Origin of the sequence: Cytobacillus luteolus (assembly GCF_017873715.1) — a bacterium.
GTDB classification, from domain to species: domain Bacteria; phylum Bacillota; class Bacilli; order Bacillales; family Bacillaceae_L; genus Bacillus_BV; species Bacillus_BV luteola.
On the sequence record NZ_JAGGKM010000001.1, the window covers coordinates 113,099 to 138,492 of the forward strand.

Here is a 25,394-nt window from a genome sequence, read left to right on the forward strand (position 1 = left end):
AAGTTTTTTGGAAAAGAGGAGAAAGATATGAAGGCTGTGGTGACTTCTGTTACATTAAATCAGGCTACACCTTTAGGTCATCGGCAGTATTTGGCATTGGCCCTTCCACTTATTATTTCTGGTATTTCAACTCCTATCTTAGGGGCGGTAGATACAGCGGTTGTTGGGAGAATGCCTGTACCAGCAGCGATTGGTGGAGTGGCGATTGGTGCAGTAATTTTTAATACAATGTACTGGCTTCTTGGCTTTTTAAGAGTGAGTACGAGTGGATTTACCGCGCAGGCCGAAGGGGCAAAGAATGAAAACGAAATGCTCGCTTCCTTTTTCAGACCAGCGATTTTGGCTGTTGTTTTTGGGCTTTTATTCATCATTCTGCAGCAGCCGATCATCAACATTGCGTTACCTTTGATTGGTGGGACGAAAGAAGTGTCAGCCTATGCGGAAACGTATTTCACGATTCGTATTTGGGGAGCACCGTTTATTCTAGTAAGCTATGTTATTATTGGCTGGTTAATTGGGATGGGGAAGGTCAAGTTAGCTCTAGCCACTCAGATTGTCATGAACGTTCTGAACATCATTCTCGATATTGTCTTTGTGATGGGCCTAGGCTTTGGTGTTGCTGGAGTAGCCTATGCTACATTAATTGCTGAGGTTAGTGCCATATTATTTGGGATTCTGGTGATTGTAAAAACAAATAAAGTAAGCTTTAGTAAACTGAAACTTTCGATGCTATTAGAAGCTGAAGCTCTAGTAAAGATGGTTAAGGTGAATCGCGATTTGTTCTTAAGGACCGTTTGTTTACTTACGATGACAGTCATTTTTACCGCGAAAGGTGCGAGTATGGGTGAGATAACGCTAGCAGCAAATGCTATTTTACTCCAGATTCATTATATAATGGCTTATTTGATAGGCGGTTTTGCCAATGCCTCTAGCATTCTAGTGGGGAGGGCCATTGGTGGAAAAAATGAAGCTTTATATAAAAGAGCCTATTTCCTTTCAGCTCAATGGGGGGTACTGACCGTTGTTCTATTGACATCGGTTATTATGCTCTTTGGAAATGAACTTGTTTCATTTTTCACAACCATTACTGCGGTTCAGGAAACGGCCGCTAGTCTATTAATCTGGTTGGTTATTTTTCCGATTGTTGGATTCTGGGGCTTATTACTAGAAGGGATTTTTTCTGGAGCAACTGAGGCTGGACCTGTTAGGAATTCCATCTTTATGGCTTTGCTACTCTTTATAGTAGCCATCTGGTGGCTCGTACCGACTTATCAGAACCAAGGGGTATGGTTAGCGTTTGTGATATTTAGTCTAGGGCGATCTGTGTTTCTTTGGTTGCATGTGCCGAGATTGACGAGGGGTAAGTTTATGTCATCGTAAAAACTAAAACCGGTATTAGGACTTCATCACGGTCGAATGTGTGATTGAAGTCTAAAAAAGGCGTGTATTCGGACTTCATCCAGCTATTATGTACTCTCCACATCAAGCGGCAACGGAAAAGGTACCGGCTCTTGTTTGGGTACACGGTGGACCAGGTGGAGAATCAACCGTTTACTACAACCCTCTGCGACCCAGATAAGATTGGTATCATCGGAGGAAGCTATGGCGGCAATATGGTACTAGCAACACTAGCCTTTCGCCAAGAAGAGTTTAAAGTAGGAGTCGATATTTTCGGTGTAACAAATTGGGAGAGAACGCTGAAGAACATTCCATCGTGGTGGGAATCCATGAGAGACGCCCTTTACCAGAAGTTAGGGAATCCATATGAGCAGGTAGAGTATATCCGAAGTATATCACCACTTTTTCATGGAGATAAAATTAACAAGCCCGTCATTGTCTTGCAAGGAGCAAACGACCCACGTGTCCTTCAGGTGGAATCCGATGAGATGGTCGATGAACTTCGCAAAAACAAAGTTCCAACAGAATATATCGTCTTCACAGATGAAGGCCATGGCTTTTCCAAGAAAGAAAACCGAATTACAGGATATCGTGCGATTTTAGAGTTTTTAGATAAGTATTTAAAGTGAAAAACAAAAAGGCCTCTAGTATAGTAAAAACGGGTTATTCTGGGAGCCCCAAATTGTAAATAACGACACAAATACGTAGTGAAAAGCATGGTGATTTTAGCATATAAAACATCATGCTTTTTCGTTCCCTAATATAATCAGTGAAAATGTAAAGTTGTTAATTATCTCTTCACTTCCACTCCATTGTGTTCCAAGGCTGCATGAAATATGTCTAACCAGGATGGTAGGTCTTCTGTGTTTGGCCATGAGTCGGTGTTCCATACTTTTGATTTTTTCAGTGCGCGAGAGCAGTGGATAAAGCATTCTTCTATATCCACACCGATACCAAGTAGTGGTGGCTTTCCATTTAGGCTCATGTTGTTTAAAAGCTCGGGTTTTTTAATGATGGTGGCCCGTCCATTTATGCGCAGTACCTCTTCTAGCCCCGGAATAAGGAATAAAAGTCCTATATGTGGATTGGATAATATATTGATGATCGAGTCTACTCGTCTGTTACCTGGTCGATCCGGAATCACTAATTGCTTGTTGTTTAAGATTTGAATTCCACACGGAAAATCCCCTTTTGGAGAAACATCACATTGCCCCTCCGCATTTGACGTAGACAGAAAATAAAGTGGTGACATTTCTATAAACCTCTTACAATGCTCGTCTAACACCGGTATACTTTTTTTAACGACATATTCATGTGGTGTTCCAACTAGTTCACGAACCTCTTCTTCTGAGGTGATTGCATCTGTAGAAAAATTGATTAACTCCATCATATTCCCTCTTTCGTAAACGACTTTACTTACTATTTATTGTACAGAAATGAAAACCTTTAACAATACTTGAATTCTAATTAAAACAATGAGACAGAAAAATCTGCTTAGCAGAATCACCTTAATAGTAGACGGAACGCTTCTCGGTGAGAAGGTTTTTGAGTATGAACAGTAATGGAACATTAAACAAATCTCATGTATTATTTGTTAAGCCAAACGAAGGAACCGCAAGAACCCCTCTAGCTACAGAGGGGTTAAAAGTATTTATCTTTAATAATTGTCGCTGTTCTAGTTGCTAATGCTTGAGTAGTTAGCGTAGGATTGGGACCTCCAAGACCATTACATAAAACACTGTTATCTGCTATAAATAATCTCTTCACCTGAAAGGCTTCACAGTTTTGATCTACTACATAACCCATTCTCATTGTACTCATAATATGAATCATAATTCCATCCGGCCAATCCGAGTGAACAATTTTCTTTGCACCTGCACTTCTAAGAATATCGACTGCTATCTTAACCAATTCTTTTTTCTTCCTTAAGGTATTTTTAGTTGGAACATAACTAATAGCAGGAACAGGTCCATGTTCATCTGTTATAGAAGGCATAATAGAAATTTTATTATTCTTAACGACTTCATCATCAATTGCGACTAGCAAGTTCATTGTATTTTGATAATTGGACATCAATTCCATTAACCCTTTTCCTACTACCCGCCCCTTACTAAACGGTTGTGTATGAAAATTAGGAGAGTTACCCGAATTACTTAAGGCGTAAGCAAAGGATGAGGTTAATCCTGGACTTAAGCCCATCGCTAATAATGATCCTAGACCAGGATAATCAAACCTGGCGCCTGATGTGTGTCCAACGTTTGGTCCTACAACAGGACTATTAATAATTGAGCTTAGCTCGTTTGAGTGAAAGATACCCGTAACCAAGTCCATATTGTGGTTAACTAATCCTTTTCCGACCCATTCGTTAAAAGGTAATTGTGAATTTAGCCAAAGACGTGGAGTTTCAACCGCTCCTGCTGCGATTACAATGCAATCTGCGTAGAGATCTTGTTTCATATCTGTCCAAGTATTCCTCACCTTAACGCCAGTTGCCCTGATCCCTTCTTTTGGGTGGTTCTCTGTAATTATTTGATACGTAAAAGTATTAGGCATAACTTCTACATTTCCGGTAGCTAATGCTAATGGAGTGTAGCTTACATTTGTGGAGCGTTTTGCTATTTTATCTACAGAGGGACCATGAGGACAGCCGTTTATACAATGGCCAGCCAGCGTACAGCCTTCCATCCATGACAATTCATAAGTTGAGTATTTTGTATTAGTAAGGTTCGGGTTAGGAGGCAAAATGGCATTTGGTTGTGGCCGATAACCTGCACGGGTAACATTTAAAGTAGAAAGGAGGCTCCAACCTGCTCTTTTAGCACCAAAGTAAAATAGTTCTTCTTTGGTTGTTATTGGAGAGAATTCTACAGGTAATTCAGCTTCGACCTTCTCATAGAAGGGTAATAGTTCCCGATATGACAAAGGCCACTCATCATCTATCGCAGTAGGAAAGGCTCTCGGAGAATTACCCAAATAGTGTTGAGTAGACCCACCGACTCCGGAATTTTGCCATACAAAACCACTATGTTCAAATACTCTATTCCAAGGTGGACGCTCTCGATTTGCTGGTCCCCAACGAAGCTTTCCTGCGATTAAATCATTCATATCATTTTCTAACTTAGAATACGATTGCTTAAATAATTCAATATTTAAATCCTCAGGATGTTGGCTAGAAACAGCACCTTTGTCCGTATTAGGATGTGGCCACTTGCTATTTCCATACCAAGGTCCTGCTTCGAGCATAAGAACTTTTAAGCCTACTTCACCAAGTTCTTTAGCAACAACTGCACCGCCGCCACCAGCACCAATGACAATAACATTATAATTTTTCATTCGAATCCCTTTCTACATAGGTTTTTTCCATTTTTAATAAAAAGCCCCTAAAATCACGATAGCCGTAGGAAGGCCCGGGATAACCTGAATAAATCCAACCTAGAGGAAAGGTAAGAAGTTGTCTGTAGCTTGGAGAATAATATCTGGTATATAAATAACCAGTCCATTCGGAGTAATAGCCGAATAAGGTTATTTGGTACAATGAATTAATCATAATTTTAATCAAGGTTGGATTGTTTTGATATGGAAATGGAAGTTTGTCCAGTGGTACCTGGAGGTCTTCAAGTGCTGTTATCGTTTTGATTCGGTTATTTCTAGATAAACTAGAAAAATAACCATTAAAAAAGTAGGGAGGACTAACTGTATAATAAGCTGAAATGTCAAGAAGTTGCGATGTTGGGTCAGATAAAGGTTGTGGTAGACTATCAAGTGATATAAGGAGATATTCCCAAATCAATAAATTTTGTCCACCAAATTGAAAATGCCTGCTTGATTTTGTTGATATTATAGTAGATGGTAAAAGCATATCTACAATGGACATAAAATTTAACTTTGTTGTGTGAGACCAATTAGGAGTAACCATATTCCACCTACTTTTACATATTATATTTATAATATTGGCATTATAGGGTAATTAGACCTAATTTCTTATTAAGTGCTTTTAGTTTAAAGATGAATAAGTTTTAAAATAAGTAGGAAAATAACACTTGTAAATGCAATTGTAAGTACAAGTGGGGTGTTATCTTTAGAACTTATTCCTTAAACAACAAAAATGAACTTATTTACGTGAAAAAGAGAAGAAGTAAGCAGGGATTTAAAGTTGTATCAATGACCGAAATTGGAGTAATGGTTGTTAAGGTTAAGTCCATAAGAAAATTCCCATTTAATACTCAACTTTTATCAGAGAAAGAGGTTTTGATGTTTTTAGAATTTGGCAATCGGATAATAGAAAGTCAAAAAGGTAAAGACTTTCAAACGAATGTCATTAACGCTCAAAATGAGGGCTGTGACTATGCTTAGATCAAAGAATAATCAAAGAGACATCTTAATTTTAAAAATAATATGGCTACTAACAATTGGACTTCTTTTTAAATACATACCCAAAAATAAGATAAGAAACGGAATCGTAGCATTTCTATATAAACAAATTGTAACTTGGTTATTTGGCTTACTTGTAGTTGAAAAAGGACTTATTAAATATCCAGTTAGATTTTTTAAAAAGGCAAATAAATCAAGTTTTTCATTTGAATATTTTATTTACCCAGCCATTTGTGCAATTTTTAACTTAAATTATCCAGAAGAAAAGAACAAATTTATAAAACTTCTTTATTATATCTTCCATTCAGGGGCTATAACTACATTCGAAGTCTTGGCAGAAAGATACACGAACACTATTAAATATGTAAAGTGGAAGTGGTATTGGAGTTTTATTACGATAGGCATAACCTATTATTCATCAAGGCTGTTTTATCGTTGGTTTTATAAAGAAGAATTTAAAAACAAACTAAAACAAAGCTAGTAAGACCAATGTTCATTAAATGGGACATTGGTTTTTTGTTTTGAACGTGACGTGTTTATGTTCTTATTTTATAAAAAAAATATTGTGTAAAGAGCCCAAAGTAAAATAAAAGACATATCCTTTAATAAGGTATATCCATCCTTAAGTTTGTTGTTTAGTTCGTTTAAGTCTGATTAATTAGGAAAAAGAAAGTAGAAGGGAGAATTACAAGGATAATTATAAAAGAATTGATTACTAATAAGGATAACGATAAATACAAATAATAGGGTAATTATGGCCCGAAGCTTTTAGCGGGTAGAAAGTAATAAAATTAGAATACGTTGTGTATAGAAAGGAGTAAACTAGATGAATGATTTTTTTAGGAAAACATCCGATGAAGTACTAAAGATATTACAAGTGACTAGTAAGGGTTTATCTTCTGATGAAGTACAAAAACGTAGAGAGGAATACGGGTTTAACGAATTGACGGAAGGTAAGCGTAAAAGTACAGCGGAGGTATTTTTTGATCAGTTTAAAGACCTTCTTGTTATTATCTTAGTTGTCGCTGCACTCATATCGGCATTTCTAGGAAAGCTTGAAAGTACAATTGTAATTCTTGTTGTTGTTATCATCAATGCTATTCTTGGTACTGTCCAGCATGTGAAGGCGGAACAAAGTTTAAACAGTCTGAAGGCTCTCTCGTCACCGACAGCCAAGGTGTTGCGAAATGGTCAGAAGGTTGAAATTCCATCAAGGGAAATAGTCGTTGGCGATATTATTTACCTGGATGCCGGAGACTTTGTCAGTGCTGATGGGAGAATACTTGAGAATTACAGCATTCAAATAAATGAAAGCTCACTCACAGGTGAGTCATTAAGTGTCCTGAAGGAAGTTGAACCAATTGAAGATGAGGATGTTCCAATTGGTGATAAAAAGAACATGGTTTTTTCAGGAAGTTATGTTACATATGGTAGAGCCGTTATTGTCGTGACCAGCACGGGTATGGAAACGGAAATAGGAAAAATCGCTAATCTATTAGAATCAGCAAAAGAGAAGAAGACACCTCTTCAAGCAAGTCTTGATAATTTTGGGAAGAAGCTTGCCATCGGTATTATTGCCATTGCCATTCTTATTTTTGCAGTGGATTTATTTAGAGGAAATGAAATCATTGAATCATTTATGTTTGCCGTAGCCCTTGCTGTTGCTGCTATCCCTGAAGCACTCAGTTCAATTGTAACGATTGTGCTCGCAATTGGAACGCAAAAGATGGCGAAGCAGAATGCAATTGTTCGAAAGCTTCATGCGGTCGAAAGTCTAGGGGGCATATCGATTATTTGCTCGGATAAGACTGGAACTCTAACCCAAAATAAGATGTCCGTTCAAAAGGTGTTTGTAGACAATAAGATCATTGAACAAGGGCAATTGAATGTTAAAAATACAATCGAGAATCGGATTATTCTAATGTCTCTGTTGTGTAATGATTCCGTTACGATTGATAAAAAAGAGATTGGTGATCCAACCGAAATTGCACTCGTTAATTTCGGAGAGGACTACCAATACGATGAGTTAGTGCTTAGGGAGGAATATCCACGACTTAGTGAACTTCCTTTTGACTCTGATCGAAAGCTAATGAGTACTGTTGTTAAGGATAAAGATAGTGATACGCATTTTATGGTCACAAAGGGAGCAGTTGATGTTCTTATTTCTAGAATCAAAAATTATGAGACATCTGGTGAAACAGTTGAATTTACCGAAGAACATAAACAGGAAGTTGAACGTATAAACAGGGAATTTTCAATGAACGGACTTAGAGTCCTTGCATTTGCTTATAAAGAAGTACCAGCAGGTAAAAAAATAAGTCTTGAAGATGAAAGTGACTTAACGTTTATAGGATTGGTATCAATGATGGACCCTCCAAGGGATGAATCATTCGGCGCCGTAGCTGCTTGTATTGAAGCGGGTATTAAGCCAATTATGATTACCGGGGACCATAAAATCACGGCATCAGCAATTGCGAAACAGATAGGTATTTTAAAGGATGATTCAGAAGCAATTGAAGGAGCAGCAATTGAGAAGTGGAGTGATGAGGAGCTAAAGGAACGAGTGGAAGGTATTTCTGTCTATGCTCGTGTTTCTCCTGAGCATAAGATTCGAATTGTGAAAGCATGGCAAGAAAAAGGAAACGTTGTTGCGATGACTGGTGATGGTGTAAATGATGGACCAGCGTTAAAGCAGGCAGATATAGGAATTGCCATGGGGATTACTGGTACAGAAGTAGCCAAGGAAGCATCATCGATCGTGTTAACAGATGATAACTTTTCAACGATTGTCAAAGCCATTTCTAATGGACGAAGTATCTATGCCAATATCAAGAATTCGATTAAATTCCTTTTAGCAGGAAATACAGGTGGCGTATTGTCCGTACTTTATGCGTCTTTCTTGGCATTACCAGTTCCGTTTGCTGCTGTTCATTTACTATTCATCAACCTACTAACTGACAGTTTACCGGCAATTGCAATAGGTTTAGAACCGTATAATAAGAAAATCATGAAAGAAAAACCAAGAGATATTAACGTTCCATTGTTAAACAAGGCCTTCGCCCGACAAGTACTTGTGGAAGGTGTTCTTATAGCGATAGCCACTTTACTCGCATACCATATTGGGTTATCCACAGGTGATGCATTAATTGCTAGTACAATGGCTTTCTCAACACTATGTTTGGCACGATTGTTCCATGGATTAAACGCACGAGGCAAAGGATCCATATTTCAACTGGGAGTATTTTCAAATAAGTTCATTTGGTTTGCGATCCTTATCGGAATTTTCCTGTTACACCTAGTATTATTAGTACCACCACTTATGGGAGTATTTGAAATTGCAACGCTAAATAGTGCACAATTTATTTCGATTTATGGACTGTCGTTATTGCCGCTCGTGGTCATTCAGCTTTACAAGGTGTTTTTTGTGAAGGTAGGGGAGTAATGACATAAAGCTGATGAAGGGCAAAGTAGGCAGATATGCGCAAGAATGTCCTTCATAAAGTTTATGAAGGACAAAGAAGGCAGATAAGCGTAGGAAATGTCCTTCATCAAGCTGATGAAGGACAAAAGAAAGGAGTGATTAAATGACCCAAAGTTTGAATTTACCTGCATTGATGATATTAGATGTTCAAAAAGGATTTGATGATCCGTACTGGGGGAAAAGATGCAATCCTAAAGCAGAGGAAAATATGGCACGGCTGCAAACGGAATGGAGAAAGAGAGGGGGAACCATTATATATAGTAAACATTTATCCATTCAACCGGATTCTCCTTTGCATCATACAAAGAAAATTGGAACAGAGTTTAAGGACATTATTGCCCCTAGACCAGGTGAACCAGTTTTTACTAAGCAAGTGAACAGTGCCTTTATCGGAACAGAGTTAGAGATATTTTTAACTAAGAATCAAATCAACTCAGTCGTAATTACGGGTCTTTCCACCCAACACTGTGTATCAACCACCACAAGGATGAGCGGTAATCTAGGTTATCAAACGTATTTGGTATCAGATGCGATTGCTGCCTTTGAGATAACGGGCCATCTCGGAAAACAGCACTCAGCAGAAACTGTACAAGAACTGGAGCTGGCGATGCTTCAAAAAGAGTTCGCTACTATCGTAACAACGGATGAAATTCTTACTCAGGTGGTAAATGTGGATAGCGCAGATGGTCTAATAACTAGTTCATAAAACAAAGGTACCCTATTTAAGGTACCTTATTTCAATGATTTTAGTAATTCAAGAAACCCTTTTGAAATTAATTTAACAATAAAAACTAGGAAGGTTGAACGATATAATGCACTCTTTGTATAATTATGAAAGTTAAGATTAATTTGAGGTGTAAAGAAGATGAATAAAATTATAGTTGAACTTAAAACAGGGGAACTTGTCATTATCAGGGAGGTGGAACATAGTGATTCCTTTGCAACCTTAACCATTGCACAGCAAATCCTTAATGAGGGATTAGGATTAACAAGTAAGAAAGAATTTCATAATTCGATTGAAATGGAACAAGAGTGGATAAAAAGTTTCATAAACAATAAAGATAAAAAGCTATTTTTAGTTTCGGAATATCAAGATAAAGTTGTAGGATTTTTATCTTTTGAGAGTATTGAGAAGGAAAAAAGTAGCCATCAAGGTTCGTTCGGAATTAGTATTGACAATGGTTGGAGAAACAAAGGTCTAGGTAGACACCTAATTGAAGCACTTTTAGATTGGTGTAAAAAGAACCCAAAAATAGAAATATTAAGATTAGAGGTTTTAGGTTCAAATACCTCTGCTATAAATTTATATAAAAATTTGGGGTTTGTAGAAGAAGGACGCCTCATTAAATATATAAAAAATAATTCATATTATGATGAACTTGTATTGATGGCAATTCATTTATAAAATGCAAAATTAGCTATATTGAAGTTGTATTTTTCTTATTGTGAACGGGTGCATTTCTTTAAGAAAGAAGTGCTTTTTTTGTTGAAGAAGTTAATAAGCTTACGAGCAGCAGGTTAGTGGAAGAAGCCACGAAGCACTGATACAACTTGTTAATGAAATTTCTCAAACAGTATAAATTGAAATGACTTAAATAACCGGCAGAAACTGTCGTATTTTCATTTGCTTCCGAAATGGGGAGACGATGTTAAATATACGGTGGCGGAAATTGTTGGGGATAAATTGCAGTCTTATCTAATTTACAAACAATTTGGTTAACCCTGAGAATATCACTATGACTTTCATCAGTGTTCAAATTGTAGTGGCTGATGGAAGGGGAACGCTTTGGATATTAGATACAGCGGCACTAAACTCGAAATGGTTTATCAGGAACAGTTTTTTGGTGTTTGTAAAACTGTTCCTTGGAATTTTTTATAATGTCGGTAAGTTCAATGCTGTATTGATATTATTCAAATCTAAACTGATTTGTTCGTTTGTATCCCAAGCATGGTACCATCCTTTTTCTGCCATATATCCGGATAGTTGTTCATGCATATCAAGAGCTTCCACTAAATGGCGAGTGAGTATTTCTTTAATTTCCGGTGTTCCTGCCTCCGTAACTGCCATAGCATAATTTCTTATTCCACTTTTAGCTGAAATGAGTAGATCCATTGCAACCACTTGATCCGATAGTGCGTCCATGCCAGTTAAAGTTTCAATGATTGGATTCATGTTCATTCATCTCCTAATTTACTGCTTAGCATTTGTAAGAATAGAAGCATATTCTTGTAATTGTCTCGTAGATACATCAATGTCTTTCTGCATAATATCTTTTAATAGCGGATCTGTAACTAACGCTCTCATAGTTTTGGATTTAGTTAAACAAGTGGTCTTAAATGCAGCAATCTCATGGACCTCAAGAACTTCATGTAAGGCGTAGTTCATTTTTTATACCTCCTTCCTCAAGGTTTCAACACGACTTTTATACATTCATCCATTTTTGTGTCAAAAATTTCATAGCCACGCTTCGCTTCACTAAGTGGAAGTACATGACTCACGACATCCCCTGGATCAATTTTTCCGGTCGAAACTAATTCAAACATATATGGCATATAGTGAATCACAGGTGCTTGCCCAGAACGGATATTGATATTTCGCTGCATAATATCTCCAAGAGGGAAACCATTATATCTGCCGCCGTAAACGCCAGTAACTTGAATTGTCCCGCCTTTACGCACTGCTTGTGAAGCCATGATAAACGCACTTAATGCTCCGCCTTGAAGCTTCATTCCGCTCGCCAGGAACTCTAAATCAGTCATTTTACCGTCCATACCAACTGCATCAATGACAACATCAGCTCCGCCTTTGGTGATTTCCTTCAAATAACTTCCAACATTTTCATGGTCTTCAAAGTTAACAATTTCTACTTTGTTGGTGCGCTTAGCGTGCTGCAGGCGATAATTGACATAATCAACTGCAATGACTCGCTTTGCCCCTTTTAACCAACAGAATTTTTGAGCAAAAAGACCAACTGGACCACAGCCAAGAACAATAACTGTATCTCCATCCTTTACGCCTGCATTGTCAACACTCCAAAAACCAGTAGTCATCGCATCGGCAATAACTGTTAACTTTTCATCTGGTTCTTCACAAGTCTCTGGAATTTTGAAATGAGTAAAGTTGGCAAAGGGCACTCTTAAATATTCGGCTTGGCCACCTGGATAGCCACCCGTCGTACCAGAATATCCAAAATAGGCACCCATATCACCATTATCATTAGAATTATCACATTGGCTTTCCAAATGGTTTTTACAATAAGTGCATTCACCGCATGCTATATTAAAAGGGATAATGACTCGATCTCCCTTTTTTACCTTAGTCACACCTGGACCAACTTCTTCTACAATTCCCATTGGTTCATGGCCAATAATATAGTTTTCTTGCAGGTTAGGAATCATGCCATGAATTAAATGTAAATCAGACCCACATATTGCTGTACTTGTTACTTTAATAATCATATCATCTGGTTTCTCAATTTTTGGATCTGGAACTTCTTTGACTACAACATTTTTAATACCTTGATACGTTACTGCCTTCATTGTTTACAGCCTCCAGTGTTAGTGATCATCAGGTGTCCGGTCAAACATACCTTTTCTATTGGTCTCAACTGGGAATAGATTCATTTTGCCAATCATTAATGTATTGTTTGCAGAGAGTTGATCTAGTTTATACTGTTCAGTTAGTTCGTATGGATGGAACCATTTTTTATTAATCATTAGTTCTGTAACTTCTTGGTGCATGGCAATACCTTGCATTAACTGGTTTCGTAAGAGGGTTCTAACATCAGGTGATGCAGACTCCGTTAATGCGACAGCAATATTGCGCACACCTTCTTTTGAACGAAGAAGTAAATCCATCGCAAAAGTGGTATCTGCTAGCTCTGGTACGTGTAGCGCGTTTATAGGGTCTAGATAATCCTGGTTCAATGAATTTGCCTCCTTCTCAATTTATTATCGGTGTTGGTCGGTTTTGAGGAACTGGAGCTTCAAAAGGTGCGCGTTGATAAACAGCCTGTAATTCTCCAAGAGCTTGCATGGATTGTTCAACATCTTTTTGCATTAATGCTTTCAAATCTTGATCAAATACGAGTCCTTGCATTAGTTTTGATTTCGCTAAGCATAGGGTTTTAAAATTAATAACTTCATGTAAATCCAATGATTCATGATCAGCTAATTTTTGATTATCCATTTCTAATTAACCTCCTTGTTCTTTAATACAATCAATTGTATTGTTCCAAAATAGGAGGGAAACATTCTTTAATGTTTTTTTTATTATTGGGATATAATCTTAGATGGTTGGTTGAAATATTCATGAAATGAGGCAATTTTATGACACATGTAATTGGGAAAAGTATGTAATCAAACAATAAGCTTGTATTAACTTGTTTTGGAAATCGGGTGGGGTATGGAACATAACCTTTATTTACAACCAGTTTATCGACCAATGATGCATAATAACTTTTTAAAAAGAAAACAAGGAGACAGTCCTTTGCAAGTGGTTTTTTAATTAAGTATAAAAGGAACCAATACCAAAGAAATAAAGCAAATTTATTAGGTTCTTTTCGAATTTTCGTCCCATGTTTAGCACTTCCATAAGATAGGTTGCCTCTGTCAATACTTGTGATTGGGCCTTCATCCATTCTGTGACAGGCATTATATTCCCGCCGTCATCTGCAATAGCAATAACCTCTGATATACCAAGTTCTATTACTTTCTGTTCTGTCACCTTTAATCAGCATTTTGACAACATCCAGCGTTATTCCCTCGTTTCATTACTCTCCTTTAAGACTATTTCCATGAATTTTGATTTTATTATTGAGGTCGGCCGATGTGTTAATACAAAGTTTTTAGTTCGAAATATCCTTCACACATGAAAGAGTTCCTAAATTGCAAAAACTCATCCGGACCACTTTCAAACAAAGCGCCATTAATTTATCTGAAATCAAAAATACCTGTATTAGAGATTACTCCATAATACAGGCTCTTCGACGTTAGTTTGTGAATCTTTTGAACTTCTGCAAATAGGAATTTACCCAGATTGACTTTTGATTATCCCTTAACTGTTCAAAAAAATAAAAACTTGCTAAATGATAGGGTAATTAAAACCATAACGAGGGTTTGTATAGAATGGCGGTCTCCATCCTATTTCCGACATTTGCCAGGAATGATTGATATAATCCATCGTTACTTTTTCATCGGAATAGTTTACCAGCAATAATTTTACTTCCGGATTAAATTCGAATCGCAAAATAGCAGCCTCCTTGATATTTTATCTTACGTTTTACCTTATTCAAAGCCCATCAATGAGGAGCAAGTCTTTATTTTCAAGATAGTCTTCGAACAGGTACCCTTAATATAATTTATGGATGGAAACAGGCACTTCACTTTTCTGCCCATCATACTGTAAACAGAACGTTATTATCAGGAGGTTTGCCATGAGTCAAGATAAGAAAGATCGCCAAATGCCACAGATGAATCCAATGCAAGATATTGATTCTGTGGATCAAATGGATTCCATGGACCAAATGTCGGAAATGAACCAACTTCAAATGTATTATATGCAACAAGCACATCAGATGCCGTATTACCAGGTGCCTCAAACGCCTCAAATGCCTCAATATCACATGTCACAAATGGATCAGTATCCAGGGGGCAACGTGATGAGCCAATATCAAAAAAATCATGTGATGGGTCTGAAGAATCAAACGAAGCTGCAGCAGATCCAACAGCTGCAACAAGCGTTTGATGCAAACAAAGTGGAACACCCATACCCGATGTACCCTAACTATGGGAAAATAACTAGGTATGAGGAAATTCCGTTGAATTTACCGGAACAGCGCCAGCTCTTTCATCCAGGTGTAGAGGGGTTAATGGTGCCCCGGCCGATCATTGAAAACCCAAATTACAAAGGCAGCGGAAAATTAAAAGGGAAGGTCGCGCTTATTACAGGTGGTGACAGCGGAATTGGGGCGGCAGTCGCAATTGCATTTGCCAAAGAAGGCGCGGACGTAGCCATTGCTTATTTAAATGAACATGAGGATGCAAACCGAACCAGAACGAGGATCGAACAACTCGGTCAGCGTTGTTTGTTATTGCCGGGTGACTTGCGGGATAAACGGCAGTGTGTCGCAATCGTAGAGCAAACTATAAGAACGTTTGGCCGTCTGGATGTCCTCTGCAACCATGTAGGGATCCAGTTCCAGCAAAAGAGCCTAACGGACATTACGGACCAGCAATTCGATGATACATTTAAGGTGAATATCTATTCCCACTTCTATACAACCAGAGCAGCACTTCCATACATGAAACCGGGAAGTTCAATCATTCAAACTTCTTCTGTAGTGACTTATGTTGGAGAAAAACAAATGATCGATTACACTGCAACAAAGGGGGCTAACGTGGGATTCACGCGCGCTTTGGCGAATAATGTGGTAAATAGAGGGATCCGGGTTAATGCTGTAGCACCTGGGCGGATTTGGACACCTCTTATCGCAGCTAGCTTCTCATCTGACCAGGTTGCTGTATATGGTGCCTCAAACCCGATGCAACGGGTAGCCCATCCATTTGAGCTTGCCCCAACGTATGTGTATTTAGCTTCTGATGATTCGCGCTTCGTTACAGGCCAAGTGCTTCATGTAGACGGTGGGGAATCTACTCATTCATAATCAGCAGGATAAATAGGATGAACTAATAAGAGGCCGCACTTAAAAGGTTGATGAAAACCTTTTGGAGCAGCTTCTTACAGAGTGTCTGGTATTTTATTGATGTATATTATGGCAGTATGTTTATTAATCTGTATAAATAATTTCTCAAATAATATCTTTATAAATCTGTATAAATGCTACGCGCTTCATGGTAACGGCTCAATGTTAATGATATTACACACTTCAGCTTACGGGCGGCATGATGTAATATGGCCTTTTACATGATAAAATAATTAATTAGCATAAGGTAAACAATACTACATCTATATTTATCTGCCATCACCATCCAAGCCATATGGTATGTGGGAACATAGTTCCCATATGAAAATTAAGAGGATGTTTAAAAAAATTTCTGATTCTAATTTTGTTTACCCACTTGCTGCTCAGTACAACGATACTAGCATACACAACCATTATGAGACGATTACCCAAAAAGTAATCGTCTCTTTCTTATTCAAAAGGATCAAAAAAGCGGTTCATACTTACTCAGTTGGTATTTTCGGTGTTTGTATAGGTAATCCTTAGTTACTAATAAGAACTAAGGAGAGTTGATTATTATGAATCTAGGTGAGCATATATTATCAGATTTAGTTGCTGCTTTAAAAGATTTGTAACCTGATATTGAAGTGGAAAGTACAAAGAATAAATTATCTACTGTTCTATCAGAGTATTATTTTCAAAGAGTTGAGTTAGGCAAAAGAATCCTATTTGCCAAGCGCTAAGATTATTAGTAAACGGAATGTTCCAATCGTAGAGAAGGGACAACGTACCAATAATGATAATTTTATTAGAACGTTTGGATGTCAACCATACAATAAAGAATACTTCATAAAAGAAGAAGGAGTGGCACCTATAATCAAGGTGATGCAGAGCGTAATAAGGTTTTTAGTGTTAAAATTAGGTAATTAGGTGGGAGTGAATTAGATTGCAAAATAGGATAACTGAAGTAAATAAAAATATATGGAGGTATAGTTATGTGGGCAATATTAGGGGTTATTGCCATAGTAGTAACTGTTATAAATCTTTCTTTGTATGCAGCAGGAAAGGATTATAAGCTTGCTATGGCGATGGCATTATCATTTACAGCATTAACAATTTGTGCAGATTACAGTTATGTATCTCGGTGGGTAAAAGTGGAAGATTGGGCGGCTTTATCAGATGTAGTACCTGGTATGGCAAGGGCATTATGGTTTTTGACAATTGTTTCTATCTTGCTAAATATAGCACCTATATTTTTAGAACGAAAACGTAAGAAAATATGACTTATTATCACATCAATTATATAATGTTAAACTATTGTGTAAGTCGTTATGTATAACTAAGTCGATCACTAATTTGGTCGTCTTTTTCTCATCTGAATTCAGATTTTCCATGGAATATAATGTTAAAATTAAAAATTAAAGTTAGGCAATATTGTACTATGCAGACTTTTAGCAGCACTTAAGCGGTAAACCCTATATCCACTTAAAATAAAGATCAATATCATTACAAATAGCAATGGTAATATGAAAAATGTACAAAAAAAATAAATAAAAAGAAATGTTGAGGGACATACAAGGATGTTAGCCCTAGGAATAATACATTTCGTTTTATTTAATAGTTACTAACAAATGATAAATTAAAGGCTATCTGTTATTTACGCCTTTATCTAAGCTATCAATATGAACAAGAATTGTTTTATAAGCACTAGCAAAGCTGCTTTCGACTAATTCACAGCCCCCACTGCTATATATCCAAAGAATTTTGTATTCCTTACCTTCGAAATATACAATATCACCTATTTCAAACATTAACCCTCCTGTAAAGACCTAGGGCTAACAGTTAGACTATAAAGTAAATAACGAGTATTAGATATAGGTCTAAAAGCCTACGTGAAATTTATGGGATTTCAAAACACCGCTACAGTTATAAAATACTGGAAATAATAAGAAACTTTTTCATTTCCAATTCGTATTAAAGAGTACGGTTAGGAGGAGATTTTGAATGAAAAAAGAGTTTAATGTTACATATGATGGCCATCATATTCAAGTGATAAATACATGGTTTAATGGGGAAAAGTTATATGTTGACGGGAAGTTACAGGATCAAAATCTAGGGCTTGGTTTGTCAAGGGCTTCTTTAACAGGTACCCTTCGAAGTTCTAATGATGTTATCAAGAATATTAAGGTAAGAATTGGCGGTAATTTTTCTATTCAATGTAGGATTTTTATTGATAATGTTTTGATTTATCCTACTAATGTAGAGTAGAAAATTTGACACCAATCCTTTTTTTGAATAAAAATCGGAACCTTTTATAATAAAAGTAATAAGTTGTTATTACAATTCACCTCCAATTGAATTGTACTTGCGTGATAGCACTGTTTCTTTCCTTCTAATCGGTAAGAACGGAGTAAGGCAATTACCCTTGGGAAAGGTAATTGCCTTTTATTTTTTGTAGCCGAAAAGAAACTAGTTCAGTTAACCGGACCATAAAAAGGATTCTTCTCAATCGAGTGATGTGGAATAAAATCAATTGTTTTCGCTTGATACATGTTTTGGCGGTATTCATAAGTAATAATTACATCTCCAACAAACATCCCAGGAGATACTTGTCCGCTTAATCTGACCATCAGACAATTGTTAATCACTTCATAATCAACTATGCTCCCAAAACCTATATCATCAAATAGATTGTCAGGTTTAATTTCAAAAGGGGATAGATCTATTGCCCACTTTTTATTGTTCACAATGATTTCAGCTTTATCTTTATTTAACTTTGTTTTTACGTTCTTTTTTAAAATTGCTAAAGGATGATCCACAATCTCTTCAATCAGCCGATTATCCAGTGTATTAAACACATACACATCTTCCCATAAAAGACCTGTCCCATGCCCTTTGGTTAAGGTTATAACTAGCTCTTCTCTTTTGTCATTGTTGATGTCTTTATAAAAAATTTGCGGAGCATAGGTAGGATTCGTTTCGCTATTCCAAAAAGGCCTTGTGTAAACTCCCCCTTTGAAATCTATTTTAAATCCTCTGTACAAGCTATCTATTTTCTTAGCGTAAAGGGTTATATTCTCTTTATTATTCAAACTAACGATTTCATAGCCTTCAAAATCTGTAACTGCAGTGATAGGAGAATTGATAAGAAGAAATCCTATCATCAAACTGATTCCCAGTTTCATAGACAACACCTCATTTTATTGTTCCCTGATCTTTATGCTTATGTATTAACTTCTTTAAAAACTCTAATTTCATTGGAGTCCTTACTGCGGATAGACTTGCAATAAATTTTTAATAAATGATAACATATATTTATTGATAAACAATAAATTACATGCTAAAATCAAACCAACAAGATAACTGTAGTCGGGAGGCATGAACGTTGGACAATAACCAATTGATTATTGAAAACATGGATAATCCACAACATCTGGAGAGGATGTTCAGAAAAGACCCAAAATCTTTTAGGAAGTCATTCTTACACGCTTGGGAACAATATCCAGATTCACCTGTTCTTGCTGTTTGGCATGAAAGATTGCATTTCAAGGAGACAGAAAATGAGGAAAAACCTTTGCTTCTACAAAAAGGTTTTTTGTTAATGAGTATTTTAGCGATTCTCGCTGGGATCATAACTAGGGTCATTTTCCATTTTGTCGAACAGGAAGCAATAGCTCCAGTTAATCTGGCTTTTGGAATAATTCCCTTTATTGCAGCCTACTTTGTTTTTTATAATAGTCCGAATAAGAAGGTTCTCTATACACTTATATCGCTGTTCCTTGTCTCTGTAATTTATCTAAACCTACTTCCTATAGATTACAAAGACAGTATCATTCTTGCCTATTTGCACCTACCGATCTTCTTGTGGGTAGTAGTAGGGCTAGCCTACACAGGAAATGACTATGCAATAGGTGACAAAAGATTAGCTTATCTAAAATTCAATTTGGAATTTGGTATTTTATATGGAAGCATGGCAGTTAGCGGAATGCTGCTTGCAATGTTAACGTTGCAGTTATTTAGCTTTGTGGGGCTTCGTATAGAAGACTTCTATTTTAGAAATATCGTGCTATTTGGTGCTGCAGGTCTCGCAGTCGTGGCAACACACCTAGTATCAAAAAATCTTAAACTTGCTAAGAACATTACACCATTTTTAGCTAAAATTTTTAGTCCACTTGTTCTGGTCACATTGTTGGTCTATCTTATAACGGTGTATTGGGTCGGAAATAATCCATTTCTAGACCGAAATTTCCTTCTAGCCTTCAATGGAATTCTACTTTTTGTATTGGTTGTGACTGTATTCTCTATTATCGAAAGCGATACAGACGAGAAAAAGAATATCTTTGATTATATCAATTTCAGCTTAATTGTTCTTGCGCTTATCATTGACAGTGTTGCTTTGTCGGCCATTGTGTTCAGGCTTTCTTCATATGGAATTACGCCTAACCGACTTGCTGTCTTAGGTGTAAATCTAATTATCTGGGCAAATTTAATTTGGATCATGCTTTCCTATGTACGTTTTCTACGAAACAAAACCGGACCTTCAACCATCCAAGATGCTATTACGAAGTATTTGCCAGTCTACGGTCTGTGGGCAGCTGTTGTTGTATTTATCTTTCCTTTGGTTTTTAAATAAAAAACTTGAGATGCCTGTTCACTTATCGAGTTAGGTTGGTGAGCCGGCATTTTATCTTAAACCCCTAAGTAAGCCACCCCATCCTTCAAACTCTTTCCCAGCAATGATAGAATGAGAAGAACAATCAAAACGGTAGATGAATAAACGATTCATAGCCAATTAGAAAAGGAGCATATATCTAAATGACAATAAACATAATACAGTGTACCCTTGAAGACTTACAGATTCTTCAGGAAATCAGTTATGAAACATTTAATGAGACGTTTAAGAATCAGAATTCTCCTGAAAATATGATTACTTATTTGGAAAAGGCATTTAACAAAATCCAACTGGAAAAAGAACTATCCAATCGTTTTTCGCAGTTCTTTTTTGTTTATTATAATAATGAAGTCGCTGGATATTTAAAGGTCAATACGAATGAGTCTCAGTCTGAAGAAATGGGTGATGAATCACTTGAAATTGAGAGGATTTATATAAAGAGTAACTTTCAAAATCATGGTCTCGGTAAACATCTGTTTACTAAGGCTATGGAAATTGCGAAGCAAAGTAATAAAAAGAGAATCTGGCTAGGCGTATGGGAGAAAAATGAGAATGCTATTGCCTTTTATAAGAAAATGGGATTTGTTCAAACTGGATCACATTCTTTTTATATGGGTGATGAAGAACAAACGGACTTTATCATGACAAAGAATTTATAGTAGAAAAAATACAAGAAGGGGTGTTCACATGAGAAACGGTACTATTGTCCAGATGTTATCCGTTTTGGCATTTGTCCTTATGTTCGTAACAGGGTGTTCGGATAAAGATTATGAACCTTATGAAACCGATGCGAATATGACCACAATCCAAACCTATTTGGAAAAAGAGTTCAAAGGGCCTGGAAGTGAGCTAATTGGTGCATTTGAGAAGGAAGACCCATATCCACCTGAATTACAAGCGTATGTTGAAAAAAACTATACCCCACTTGTTGCCAACACTGAACAATTTCTAAACAAGAATCATATTTTGCTGTATTTACGATTTGCTCATGAAAATGGCTACAAATTAAACACAAAAAGTATACATATAGAGAGGATAGATGATAACCAAGTTAACGCCTTTAATTATGAAGCTGAAGTGAATTATAGTAAAAATGGTAAAACAAACACCGCTACTGTCACTGGGAGAATGAATATCAATGACAATGGTAAGATATCAATCATTCGAAATATAGATGATGGTGGGTTACTAGAAAAATTGAATCAGAAATAATCGACAGGGGCCTGGCACCTGTCGATCAGAATTGAGATTATCTTAGTTTAACTTAATATTATAATGAAGAAACATATTACGAATTGTACGAATTTCACTTGCATGCACTCTATTGATTTCGAGTAATTCTTCTTTGCCATTTTTAAAAGTTAACTGTATTTTTTTAATTGACTCATTCGTATTATCAATAACTTTAGCTTCCTCAATCTCTTCCCAGTTGTATTTTTCTTCTAGCATATGATTTTTAATCGTAATATCGTTGTAGGAAACAAGTGTATAATATCCCAAATTAGCATAACAACCTATAGCGATTGATACTACTAATAATAATGTTCCTGCATAAGTCCATATCTTTCTTTCAAGTATCATACCAATGCAAGCCATAACGAATATACCCGTAGCAATGAAGGTTAGGATATTTGTTAAAAAAGGTGTTTGCACTAAAATAGTATCTCCACTTTGAAACATTAAAAAATGTAAAAGGTTTGGGCCTATGAAACTACTTATAAGTCCTGACAATCCACCAATAATTAATAGTACTAACCAATATGTATCCCTATCTATCTGACGCATAATACACCCTCCCTACATCAATTTACAAATATTTACGTTTAACTTGAGGTAAGGTTTCATATTTTTCGGAATTTTTACTTTAAAAAGAGGTACACGAATTCACAATCAATTCGTGTACCACTTTTAGTTGATGTCGATACCATTCTGAGCCAGTCTCTGTTCGATCAGTTTAACTATAGTAGGGCTATCTATTTCAATTGTTTTTTCATTACCATCATTGAAGATAAGGTGAAGTTCTCGCCCATCATATTGATATTCATCAAGATAAGTAGCTTCAGCAATTTCATTCCAACCATACTCTTCTTTTTGCAGCGATTTCACAATTGTAATTTCATCTAACGAAACTAGAGTGTAGTTTCCGGCTAGAGAAATGTATCCCATGGCAATTGATAACAGCAAAAAGAGTATACCTACATAATTCCAAACCTTTTTTTCAAAGATCATACCGATACAAAACAATATGAAAAAGCCAGCGGCAATAAACATTAAAATGTTTGCAGCAAACGGGGTGATCACCATAAAGGTATCATCATGTTTAAAATAAGTATGGTGTACCAAGTCTGGCCCGGCTAATCCAGATAAAAAGCCTATGACTACACCGATTATTAGTAATACTACCCAATACGTCTTATCAATTTTGTGTAACATGTCTGCTCCCCCCTGTAGTTATACATAGTGATAGTTATGTTTACGGATTGCAGTTGGAAAAAGTTTCATTTATTGGGAAACTTATGTTTGTTTGGTGACTGTTAATGTAAATAAATTGGAGGAAAAGGGTGCAAATAAGGTTATTGATGCTTCTTAATGTAAAAAGCTGGATTTGAGGTGTTTCGAAAGAGGCGATTGGTACCTCTTGATGTAAAAAACTGGATTTGAGGTGTATCAAAAGGGGCTAATGATGCACCTGGATGTAAAAAACTGGATTTGAGGTGTATCAAAAGGGGCTAATGATATACCTTAATGTGAAAAACTGGGTTTGAAGTGTATCAAAAGGGGATAATGATACACCTTGTGTAAAAAATTGGGTTTAAAGTGTATCAAAAGAGCCTAATCACACCAACAAATATAAAAACCCCAAATCCCCTTAAATTAAATCCTCCAAAAAATGCCCCACCCCAAACATGTCAAAATATTACACCTCCAAAGTCAATACAGTGTCCCCTAATCAACACCCCATCCCTTTATAATAAAAAGAAAGCGATTACATAGAGATTTGAGGGGCGGTGATACAAGGGTGAATCCGAAGCTTGAACGAAATGAACTTAACGTGAAGACAGACATCAACCGGATATCAAAGCGAAAAACGAATCTTAAAAAAGCACTAACGTATTTGGCCTTTGTTGGGCCAGCACTGGTTTTCTTCTTAGTTATTCAGATCATACCATTCCTTATGGGAGTCTATTACTCTTTTACTTCTTGGAATGGAGTTAGTTCGGTGGTCGAATGGGTAGGACTCGAAAACTACAAAAAGATTTTTACGAGTGATCCACAATTTTTTAGTTCCTTCTTATTTACAACGAAGTTTATGCTTGCTGCAGTAGCGGTTAGTAATTTAATAGGATTTGGCTTCGCACTCCTACTAAATGCGGCCTTGAAAACAAGGAACATCCTACGTACAGTGTTTTTTATTCCCAATGTTATCGGGGGGCTACTACTAGGGTTTATCTGGCAGTTCATTTTCATAAAAGGTTTTTCATCAATTGGAAATGTAACTGGGCTAGCTTTCTTTAAGCTACCTTGGTTAGGTGATGAAGTTACAGCGTTCTGGGGAATTGTGATTGTATTTGCATGGCAAATTAGCGGATACATGATGGTCATTTATATCGCAGCTCTTCAGGGGGTCGACAATTCATTACTTGAAGCGGCTAGGATTGATGGGGCGTCAAATTTTACACTTTTAACAAAAATCATTATTCCATTAATTCTTCCAGCCTTTACAATTTGCTTCTTCTTAACGATTTCGATGGCATTTAAAATATTTGACCTTAACCTATCTTTAACTGGCGGTGGACCGTTTAACTCTACTCAGTCGGTTGCGATTAACATTTATCAGGAAGCATTCCAAAACAATCGCTATGGGTTAGGGACAGCAAAATCGATTCTATTCTTCCTAGTGGTGGCAGTGTTCACAACTGTTCAAGTTATGCTCACTAAGAAAAGGGAGGTAGAGGCTTGATGCAGAAATATACTAAGAGAACTTTTGGTTTAGAGATAATCGGGATTATACTCGCCATTATCTTCTTAATTCCTTTTTACTTTGTTCTTATCAATTCGGTAAAGAGCTTTGCCGAAATCTTGATAGATGCAGCTTCATGGCCGAAGGAAATACTTTTCTCAAACTATTCCAAGGTTTGGGAGATTATCAATTTTCCGAGGGCATTTTGGAATTCGTTAATCATTACGGTGTTTAGTAACATTGGGTTGGTCGTAATAAGCTCAATGGCAGCCTGGAAAATGGTTCGAACACCAGGGAAGTTAAGTAAATTCTTATTTATCCTGTTTGTTTCGGCAATGGTTATTCCATTCCAAACGGTGATGATTCCGCTTATGAAACTTGGTGGAGCATTAAATCTAACAAACAGTATTCCTGGACTTATCATTATGTACTTCGGTTTTGGTGTTCCATTATCATTATTCCTTTATCACGGTTTTGTGAAAACGGTACCAATCGAAATTGAAGAATCTGCTAGAATTGATGGGTGTAGCCAGTTTGGAGTATTTTGGAGAATTGTATTCCCACTCCTAAAACCAATTACAGTAACCATCATTATCCTGAATACACTCTGGATTTGGAATGATTTCCTTTTACCATTGCTTGTTTTACAGGACGCAGAATTGCGAACGATACCACTTGCAACAAGCTCATTCTTTGCGCAATATACAAAGCAGTGGGATATGGGACTCGCAGCACTAGTACTAGGTATAACGCCAGTGATAATCTTCTTCCTATTCCTGCAAAAGCACATTATTAAAGGAATTGCACAAGGATCTATCAAGTAGGTAC

The 25,394-nt window shown here is 36.7% G+C and carries 30 protein-coding genes and 1 pseudogene; 16 read left to right on the plus strand and 15 right to left on the minus strand.

All coding sequences use genetic code 11. The features are described from left to right. Window positions 1-27: 27 nt before the first annotated feature. Together J2Z26_RS00620 and J2Z26_RS00625 are read left to right on the plus strand one after the other, a co-directional pair. Window positions 28-1,380: an MATE family efflux transporter gene (locus tag J2Z26_RS00620; protein ID WP_193537509.1), complete on the plus strand. Its 1,353-nt coding sequence runs from the start codon at window positions 28-30 to the stop codon at window positions 1,378-1,380. Between the two features lie 155 nt (window positions 1,381-1,535). Beyond that, window positions 1,536-2,027, plus strand: coding sequence for an alpha/beta hydrolase family protein (locus J2Z26_RS00625; protein ID WP_209794270.1), 492 nt, complete (start codon window positions 1,536-1,538; stop codon window positions 2,025-2,027). Window positions 2,028-2,188: 161 nt separating this feature from the next. On the opposite strand, the gene J2Z26_RS00630 is transcribed toward J2Z26_RS00625, so the two are convergent. The 3 genes from J2Z26_RS00630 to J2Z26_RS00640 form a co-directional block, all read right to left on the minus strand. Next, on the minus strand, window positions 2,189-2,785 hold the full coding sequence (locus tag J2Z26_RS00630) for an MSMEG_1061 family FMN-dependent PPOX-type flavoprotein (RefSeq protein ID WP_193537508.1): 597 nt from the start codon (window positions 2,783-2,785) through the stop codon (window positions 2,189-2,191). Between the two features lie 254 nt (window positions 2,786-3,039). Next, the gene (locus J2Z26_RS00635; protein WP_193537506.1) at window positions 3,040-4,731 is read right to left on the minus strand and encodes a GMC family oxidoreductase N-terminal domain-containing protein; all 1,692 of its coding nucleotides are present in this window, start codon (window positions 4,729-4,731) and stop codon (window positions 3,040-3,042) included. After that, complete coding sequence (locus J2Z26_RS00640) at window positions 4,718-5,314, minus strand: hypothetical protein (protein ID WP_193537504.1); 597 nt, start codon at window positions 5,312-5,314, stop codon at window positions 4,718-4,720. The genes J2Z26_RS00635 and J2Z26_RS00640 overlap by 14 nt, the downstream gene beginning before the upstream one ends. Before the next feature lie 203 nt (window positions 5,315-5,517). On the opposite strand from J2Z26_RS00640, the gene J2Z26_RS00645 reads away from it, so the two are divergent. From J2Z26_RS00645 to J2Z26_RS00670, 6 genes and pseudogenes are all read left to right on the plus strand, one after another. Next, window positions 5,518-5,751 (plus strand): hypothetical protein, encoded by a 234-nt coding sequence (locus J2Z26_RS00645; RefSeq protein WP_209794272.1) that lies wholly within the window; start codon window positions 5,518-5,520, stop codon window positions 5,749-5,751. Beyond that, window positions 5,744-6,250 carry a CBO0543 family protein gene (locus tag J2Z26_RS00650; RefSeq protein WP_193537500.1) on the plus strand — a complete coding sequence of 169 codons (507 nt, stop codon included), beginning with the start codon at window positions 5,744-5,746 and terminating at the stop codon, window positions 6,248-6,250. The genes J2Z26_RS00645 and J2Z26_RS00650 overlap by 8 nt, the downstream gene beginning before the upstream one ends. Before the next feature lie 345 nt (window positions 6,251-6,595). Then, a complete protein-coding gene (locus J2Z26_RS00655; protein WP_193537498.1) occupies window positions 6,596-9,211 on the plus strand; it encodes a calcium-translocating P-type ATPase, PMCA-type in 2,616 nt (871 codons plus the stop codon). Between the two features lie 142 nt (window positions 9,212-9,353). After that, window positions 9,354-9,956 carry a cysteine hydrolase family protein gene (locus tag J2Z26_RS00660; protein WP_193537496.1) on the plus strand — a complete coding sequence of 201 codons (603 nt, stop codon included), beginning with the start codon at window positions 9,354-9,356 and terminating at the stop codon, window positions 9,954-9,956. Between the two features lie 159 nt (window positions 9,957-10,115). Continuing rightward, window positions 10,116-10,655: a GNAT family N-acetyltransferase gene (locus tag J2Z26_RS00665; protein ID WP_193537495.1), complete on the plus strand. Its 540-nt coding sequence runs from the start codon at window positions 10,116-10,118 to the stop codon at window positions 10,653-10,655. Between the two features lie 208 nt (window positions 10,656-10,863). Then, a pseudogene (locus J2Z26_RS00670) lies at window positions 10,864-11,064 on the plus strand (L-dopachrome tautomerase-related protein); the annotation flags it as partial. 59 nt (window positions 11,065-11,123) lie between these two features. Here the strand turns inward: J2Z26_RS00670 and J2Z26_RS00675 are convergent. The 8 genes from J2Z26_RS00675 to J2Z26_RS00705 all read right to left on the minus strand — a co-directional run bounded on the left by J2Z26_RS00675 (window position 11,124) and on the right by J2Z26_RS00705 (window position 14,498). Next, entirely contained in the window at window positions 11,124-11,423 is a 300-nt protein-coding gene (locus tag J2Z26_RS00675; RefSeq protein WP_193537493.1) for a spore coat protein, read from the minus strand. An 18-nt stretch (window positions 11,424-11,441) separates the two neighbouring features. After that, entirely contained in the window at window positions 11,442-11,636 is a 195-nt protein-coding gene (locus J2Z26_RS00680; RefSeq protein ID WP_193537491.1) for a hypothetical protein, read from the minus strand. A 17-nt stretch (window positions 11,637-11,653) separates the two neighbouring features. Beyond that, window positions 11,654-12,790, minus strand: coding sequence for a zinc-dependent alcohol dehydrogenase (locus J2Z26_RS00685; RefSeq protein ID WP_193537489.1), 1,137 nt, complete (start codon window positions 12,788-12,790; stop codon window positions 11,654-11,656). Between the two features lie 18 nt (window positions 12,791-12,808). Further along, on the minus strand, window positions 12,809-13,177 hold the full coding sequence (locus J2Z26_RS00690; protein ID WP_193537487.1) for a spore coat protein: 369 nt from the start codon (window positions 13,175-13,177) through the stop codon (window positions 12,809-12,811). A gap of 16 nt (window positions 13,178-13,193) precedes the next feature. Further along, a complete protein-coding gene (locus J2Z26_RS00695; protein WP_193537485.1) occupies window positions 13,194-13,439 on the minus strand; it encodes a spore gernimation protein GerQ in 246 nt (81 codons plus the stop codon). A 31-nt stretch (window positions 13,440-13,470) separates the two neighbouring features. Beyond that, entirely contained in the window at window positions 13,471-13,818 is a 348-nt protein-coding gene (locus J2Z26_RS22480; protein WP_411797405.1) for a CBO0543 family protein, read from the minus strand. After that, complete coding sequence (locus J2Z26_RS00700; RefSeq protein WP_193537484.1) at window positions 13,758-13,976, minus strand: hypothetical protein; 219 nt, start codon at window positions 13,974-13,976, stop codon at window positions 13,758-13,760. Before J2Z26_RS00700 ends, J2Z26_RS22480 begins: the two co-directional genes overlap by 61 nt. Window positions 13,977-14,333: 357 nt before the next feature. Beyond that, on the minus strand, window positions 14,334-14,498 hold the full coding sequence (locus J2Z26_RS00705) for a hypothetical protein (protein WP_193537482.1): 165 nt from the start codon (window positions 14,496-14,498) through the stop codon (window positions 14,334-14,336). 439 nt (window positions 14,499-14,937) lie between these two features. Between J2Z26_RS00705 and J2Z26_RS00710 the strand changes: the two genes are divergently transcribed. Then, on the plus strand, window positions 14,938-15,915 hold the full coding sequence (locus tag J2Z26_RS00710; RefSeq protein ID WP_193537713.1) for an SDR family oxidoreductase: 978 nt from the start codon (window positions 14,938-14,940) through the stop codon (window positions 15,913-15,915). Between the two features lie 1,013 nt (window positions 15,916-16,928). Continuing rightward, on the plus strand, window positions 16,929-17,216 hold the full coding sequence (locus tag J2Z26_RS00715) for a hypothetical protein (RefSeq protein ID WP_193537478.1): 288 nt from the start codon (window positions 16,929-16,931) through the stop codon (window positions 17,214-17,216). 363 nt (window positions 17,217-17,579) lie between these two features. Here the strand turns inward: J2Z26_RS00715 and J2Z26_RS00720 are convergent, their stop codons facing one another. After that, window positions 17,580-17,744 (minus strand): hypothetical protein, encoded by a 165-nt coding sequence (locus J2Z26_RS00720; protein WP_193537476.1) that lies wholly within the window; start codon window positions 17,742-17,744, stop codon window positions 17,580-17,582. A gap of 193 nt (window positions 17,745-17,937) precedes the next feature. Between J2Z26_RS00720 and J2Z26_RS00725 the strand changes: the two genes are divergently transcribed. Next, the gene (locus J2Z26_RS00725) at window positions 17,938-18,201 is read left to right on the plus strand and encodes a hypothetical protein (protein WP_193537474.1); all 264 of its coding nucleotides are present in this window, start codon (window positions 17,938-17,940) and stop codon (window positions 18,199-18,201) included. Window positions 18,202-18,407: 206 nt separating this feature from the next. On the opposite strand, the gene J2Z26_RS00730 is transcribed toward J2Z26_RS00725, so the two are convergent. Then, entirely contained in the window at window positions 18,408-19,118 is a 711-nt protein-coding gene (locus J2Z26_RS00730; protein WP_193537472.1) for a hypothetical protein, read from the minus strand. A 200-nt stretch (window positions 19,119-19,318) separates the two neighbouring features. On the opposite strand from J2Z26_RS00730, the gene J2Z26_RS00735 reads away from it, so the two are divergent. From J2Z26_RS00735 to J2Z26_RS00745, 3 genes are all read left to right on the plus strand, one after another. Beyond that, the gene (locus J2Z26_RS00735) at window positions 19,319-20,566 is read left to right on the plus strand and encodes a DUF4153 domain-containing protein (protein ID WP_193537470.1); all 1,248 of its coding nucleotides are present in this window, start codon (window positions 19,319-19,321) and stop codon (window positions 20,564-20,566) included. Window positions 20,567-20,748: 182 nt separating this feature from the next. Beyond that, the gene (paiA, locus tag J2Z26_RS00740; protein WP_193537468.1) at window positions 20,749-21,264 is read left to right on the plus strand and encodes a spermidine/spermine N(1)-acetyltransferase; all 516 of its coding nucleotides are present in this window, start codon (window positions 20,749-20,751) and stop codon (window positions 21,262-21,264) included. Window positions 21,265-21,292: 28 nt separating this feature from the next. After that, window positions 21,293-21,817, plus strand: a complete 525-nt coding sequence (locus J2Z26_RS00745) for a hypothetical protein (RefSeq protein WP_193537466.1) — start codon at window positions 21,293-21,295, stop codon at window positions 21,815-21,817. A gap of 42 nt (window positions 21,818-21,859) precedes the next feature. Here J2Z26_RS00745 and J2Z26_RS00750 read toward each other — a convergent pair whose 3' ends face one another. After that, entirely contained in the window at window positions 21,860-22,390 is a 531-nt protein-coding gene (locus tag J2Z26_RS00750) for a hypothetical protein (RefSeq protein ID WP_193537464.1), read from the minus strand. 123 nt (window positions 22,391-22,513) lie between these two features. After that, the gene (locus J2Z26_RS00755; RefSeq protein ID WP_193537462.1) at window positions 22,514-23,038 is read right to left on the minus strand and encodes a hypothetical protein; all 525 of its coding nucleotides are present in this window, start codon (window positions 23,036-23,038) and stop codon (window positions 22,514-22,516) included. 631 nt (window positions 23,039-23,669) lie between these two features. Here J2Z26_RS00755 and J2Z26_RS00760 point away from each other — a divergent pair. Together J2Z26_RS00760 and J2Z26_RS00765 are read left to right on the plus strand one after the other, a co-directional pair. Beyond that, entirely contained in the window at window positions 23,670-24,566 is an 897-nt protein-coding gene (locus J2Z26_RS00760; protein WP_319638071.1) for a carbohydrate ABC transporter permease, read from the plus strand. Beyond that, window positions 24,563-25,390, plus strand: coding sequence for a carbohydrate ABC transporter permease (locus J2Z26_RS00765; protein ID WP_193537459.1), 828 nt, complete (start codon window positions 24,563-24,565; stop codon window positions 25,388-25,390). Before J2Z26_RS00760 ends, J2Z26_RS00765 begins: the two co-directional genes overlap by 4 nt. Window positions 25,391-25,394 lie beyond the last annotated feature (4 nt).